Raw genomic sequence first — 5266 nt, forward strand, 5'->3', positions numbered from 1 at the left:
CAAAGAATAAAGAGTAATAGAATCGCAAGATTTGAATAAGACCAATAGAATCTGAGTCGCAATATAATATAAAAAATATACGATGAAGAGTTTGATCCTGGCTCAGGATGAACGCTAGCGGCAGGCTTAACACATGCAAGTCGAGGGGTATAGTTCTTCGGAATTAGAGACCGGCGCACGGGTGCGTAACGCGTATGCAATCTACCTTTTACAGAGGGATAGCCCAGAGAAATTTGGATTAATACCTCATAGCATAGCAGCTTCGCATGAAGCCACTATTAAAGTCACAACGGTAAAAGATGAGCATGCGTCCCATTAGCTAGTTGGTAAGGTAACGGCTTACCAAGGCTACGATGGGTAGGGGTCCTGAGAGGGAGATCCCCCACACTGGTACTGAGACACGGACCAGACTCCTACGGGAGGCAGCAGTGAGGAATATTGGACAATGGGCGCAAGCCTGATCCAGCCATGCCGCGTGCAGGATGACGGTCCTATGGATTGTAAACTGCTTTTATACAGGAAGAAACCCTGGTTCGTGAACCAGCTTGACGGTACTGTAAGAATAAGGATCGGCTAACTCCGTGCCAGCAGCCGCGGTAATACGGAGGATCCAAGCGTTATCCGGAATCATTGGGTTTAAAGGGTCCGTAGGCGGTTTAATAAGTCAGTGGTGAAAGCCCATCGCTCAACGGTGGAACGGCCATTGATACTGTTAAACTTGAATTATTAGGAAGTAACTAGAATATGTAGTGTAGCGGTGAAATGCTTAGAGATTACATGGAATACCAATTGCGAAGGCAGGTTACTACTAATGGATTGACGCTGATGGACGAAAGCGTGGGTAGCGAACAGGATTAGATACCCTGGTAGTCCACGCCGTAAACGATGGATACTAGCTGTTGGGAGCAATCTCAGTGGCTAAGCGAAAGTGATAAGTATCCCACCTGGGGAGTACGTTCGCAAGAATGAAACTCAAAGGAATTGACGGGGGCCCGCACAAGCGGTGGAGCATGTGGTTTAATTCGATGATACGCGAGGAACCTTACCAAGGCTTAAATGTAGATTGACCGGTTTGGAAACAGATCTTTCGCAAGACAATTTACAAGGTGCTGCATGGTTGTCGTCAGCTCGTGCCGTGAGGTGTCAGGTTAAGTCCTATAACGAGCGCAACCCCTGTTGTTAGTTGCCAGCGAGTCATGTCGGGAACTCTAACAAGACTGCCAGTGCAAACTGTGAGGAAGGTGGGGATGACGTCAAATCATCACGGCCCTTACGCCTTGGGCTACACACGTGCTACAATGGCCGGTACAGAGAGCAGCCACTGGGCGACCAGGAGCGAATCTATAAAACCGGTCACAGTTCGGATCGGAGTCTGCAACTCGACTCCGTGAAGCTGGAATCGCTAGTAATCGGATATCAGCCATGATCCGGTGAATACGTTCCCGGGCCTTGTACACACCGCCCGTCAAGCCATGGAAGCTGGGGGTGCCTGAAGTCGGTGACCGCAAGGAGCTGCCTAGGGTAAAACTGGTAACTAGGGCTAAGTCGTAACAAGGTAGCCGTACCGGAAGGTGCGGCTGGAACACCTCCTTTCTAGAGCCCTATATGTTAGCACTTGTGCACGTTGGGGAAAGAAGACGAAAGATCCTAAAGGTTTCATATCTATAGATTATATTACTCTGCTGTTAGTTCAAATAATAAATTTTAAGAATAAGAGTGTCTCGTAGCTCAGCTGGTTAGAGTACTACACTGATAATGTAGGGGTCGACAGTTCGAGTCTGTCCGAGACAACTATTTAAGCTTAAAAAAAAGGAAATTCTAGAAGTTGGAATTCGCCAAAAGAAATTGGATATGAAAAAGGATCTAAAATCTGAATTCAAAGTTCTAAGATTGAAATGGGGGATTAGCTCAGCTGGCTAGAGCGCCTGCCTTGCACGCAGGAGGTCAACGGTTCGACTCCGTTATTCTCCACAGATCCGAAAGGATAAAAGTTCATTGACATATTGAGATAAGAAAATAATAAAAAGTAGAAAGCATTTTTTATTTTGTGTAGTAATACATATTATAAAGAAAACGGTCTTGATTTATCAAGACTGGTACAATAAGCAAAATAAGGGCGTATGGGGGATGCCTTGGCTCTCAGAGGCGATGAAAGGCGTGATAAGCTGCGAAAAGTTACGGGGATCGGCACACACGAATTGATCCGTAAATACCTGAATGGGGCAACCCACTATGTTGAAGACATAGTACACCGATAGGTGGGCAAACCCGCTGAACTGAAACATCTAAGTAGGCGGAGGAGAAGAAAACAAAAGTGATTCCGTAAGTAGTGGCGAGCGAACGCGGATTAGCCCAAACCAATGTTGTTACGGCAATGTTGGGGTTGTAGGACCACGACATTTCTTGCACAAAGAATTAGAATCTACTGGAAAGTAGAACCATAGAGGGTGATAGTCCCGTATAGGTAATGAGTGTAAAGGATAGTGGTATCCTGAGTAGGGCGGGACACGTGAAATCCTGTCTGAATTTGGCGGGACCATCCGCTAAGGCTAAATACTCCTGAGAGACCGATAGTGAACCAGTACCGTGAGGGAAAGGTGAAAAGAACCGTGAATAACGGAGTGAAATAGATCCTGAAACCATACGCTTACAAGCGGTCGGAGCCCTTTCGTGGGGTGACGGCGTGCCTTTTGCATAATGAGCCTACGAGTTAACGTTGCTGGCAAGGATAAGTGGTTAAGCCACGGATCCGTAGCGAAAGCGAGTCTGAATAGGGCGCTTTAGTCAGTAGTGTTAGACGCGAAACCGTGTGATCTACCCATGGGCAGGTTGAAGCTGTGGTAACACACAGTGGAGGACCGAACCGGTTGACGTTGAAAAGTCTTCGGATGACCTGTGGGTAGGGGTGAAAGGCCAATCAAACTCGGAAATAGCTCGTACTCCCCGAAATGCATTTAGGTGCAGCGTTGTGCACAAAGTTATATAGAGGTAGAGCTACTGATTGGATGCGGGGGCTTCACCGCCTACCAATTCCTGACAAACTCCGAATGCTATATAATGTTTCACAACAGTGAGGGCTTGGGTGCTAAGGTCCAAGTCCGAGAGGGAAAGAACCCAGACCATCAGCTAAGGTCCCCAAATATATGTTAAGTTGAAAGAACGAGGTTTGTCTGCCCAGACAGCTAGGATGTTGGCTTGGAAGCAGCCATTCATTTAAAGAGTGCGTAACAGCTCACTAGTCGAGCGGACGAGCATGGATAATAATCGGGCATAAACATATTACCGAAGCTATGGATTTTAACGTAAGTTAAAGTGGTAGGGGAGCATTCTAACAGGGTTGAAGGTGAGTCGTAAGGCCTGCTGGACTGGTTAGAAAAGAAAATGTAGGCATAAGTAACGATAATGCGGGCGAGAAACCCGCACACCGAAAGACTAAGGTTTCCACAGCTATGCTAATCAGCTGTGGGTTAGTCGGGACCTAAGGCGAACCCGAAAGGGACAGTCGATGGACCACGGGTTAATATTCCCGTACTACTTATTACTGTGATGGGGTGACGGAGTGATGAAAGCGCCGCGAACTGACGGAATAGTTCGTTGAAGTACCTACCTATAAGACCCGCAGGCAAATCCACGGGTTTTGGGGAAATACGATAGTACTCGGAGACTTCGGTTGAAGAGATAGTGCGCCTAAGGGCTTCCAAGAAAAACCTCTAAACTTCAGGTAATAAGTACCCGTACCGCAAACCGACACAGGTAGTCGAGGAGAGAATCCTAAGGTGCTCGAGAGATTCATGGCTAAGGAATTAGGCAAAATAGACCTGTAACTTCGGGAGAAAGGTCGCCAGCAGCAATGCTGGCCGCAGTGAAGAGGTCCAGGCGACTGTTTATCAAAAACACAGGGCTCTGCAAAATCGTAAGATGAAGTATAGGGCCTGACACCTGCCCGGTGCTGGAAGGTTAAGAGGAGATGTTATCTTCGGAGAAGCATTGAATTGAAGCCCCAGTAAACGGCGGCCGTAACTATAACGGTCCTAAGGTAGCGAAATTCCTTGTCGGGTAAGTTCCGACCTGCACGAATGGTGTAACGATCTGGACACTGTCTCAGCCATGAGCTCGGTGAAATTGTAGTAGCGGTGAAGATGCCGCTTACCCGCAGTGGGACGAAAAGACCCTGTGCACCTTTACTATAGCTTAGTATTGACCTTGGATAAATGATGTGTAGGATAGGTTGGAGACTGTGAAGTGGCGTCGCTAGGCGTTGTGGAGTCATTGTTGAAATACAACCCTTTGTTTATCTGAGGCCTAACCCCGTATTGCGGGGGACATTGCTTGGTGGGTAGTTTGACTGGGGTGGTCGCCTCCAAAAGAGTAACGGAGGCTTCTAAAGGTTCCCTCAGTACGCTTGGTAACCGTGCGTAGAGTGCAATGGCATAAGGGAGCTTGACTGAGAGACATACAGGTCGATCAGGTACGAAAGTAGAGCATAGTGATCCGGTGGTTCCGCATGGAAGGGCCATCGCTCAAAGGATAAAAGGTACGCCGGGGATAACAGGCTGATCTCCCCCAAGAGCTCATATCGACGGGGGGGTTTGGCACCTCGATGTCGGCTCGTCACATCCTGGGGCTGGAGAAGGTCCCAAGGGTTGGGCTGTTCGCCCATTAAAGTGGCACGCGAGCTGGGTTCAGAACGTCGTGAGACAGTTCGGTCTCTATCTACTGTGGGCGCAAGAAATTTGAGTGGATCTGATTCTAGTACGAGAGGACCGAATTGGACAAACCTCTAGTGTATCTGTTGTTCCGCCAGGAGCACCGCAGAGTAGCTACGTTTGGAAGGGATAAGCGCTGAAAGCATATAAGCGCGAAACCCACCACAAGATGAGATTTCTTTTAAGGATCGTGGGAGATGACCACGTTGATAGGCTATAGATGTAAAGGCAGTAATGTCATAGTCGAGTAGTACTAATAATCCGTAAGCTTATGTACGCTTTTCCCGCACCGCAAGGTGCGGGGAGAAACTTTCTAAAAAATACTTTTTTCTTTATCTCAGTGTGTTAAGATATTTGCTCGACGCGAGCAGTCTTAAAGACGAAAGTCCGAAGTGTTAAAGTGCAAACTTTAGACTTTATGACCTTAGACTTTATGACTTATAACCTTAAGGTGGTTATTGCGGCGGGGCTCACCTCTTCCCATCCCGAACAGAGAAGTTAAGCCCGCCTGCGCAGATGGTACTGCAGTTATGTGGGAGAGTATGTCGTCGCCTTTCTTT

Annotated in this window: 2 tRNA genes and 3 rRNA genes; all 5 read left to right on the forward strand. The window is 47.7% G+C overall.

Annotation, left to right across the window (positions count from 1 at the left end):
* Window positions 1–79: 79 nt before the first annotated feature.
* The 5 genes from OIU80_RS20640 (at window position 80) to rrf (ending at window position 5263) form a co-directional block, all read left to right on the forward strand.
* Window positions 80–1593 (forward strand): 16S ribosomal RNA (locus OIU80_RS20640).
* A gap of 124 nt (window positions 1594–1717) precedes the next feature.
* Window positions 1718–1791: transfer RNA gene (locus OIU80_RS20645), tRNA-Ile, on the forward strand.
* 106 nt (window positions 1792–1897) lie between these two features.
* A tRNA-Ala gene (locus OIU80_RS20650) sits at window positions 1898–1971 on the forward strand.
* 128 nt (window positions 1972–2099) lie between these two features.
* Window positions 2100–4983: ribosomal RNA gene (locus OIU80_RS20655) — 23S ribosomal RNA — on the forward strand.
* Between the two features lie 170 nt (window positions 4984–5153).
* Window positions 5154–5263, forward strand: a 5S ribosomal RNA gene (rrf, locus tag OIU80_RS20660).
* Together the 16S, 23S and 5S rRNA genes with 2 tRNA genes alongside form the textbook arrangement of a ribosomal RNA operon.
* The last annotated feature ends 3 nt before the right edge of the window (window positions 5264–5266 follow it).

Origin of the sequence: Flavobacterium frigoritolerans (assembly GCF_025847275.1) — a bacterium.
GTDB lineage: Bacteria > Bacteroidota > Bacteroidia > Flavobacteriales > Flavobacteriaceae > Flavobacterium > Flavobacterium frigoritolerans.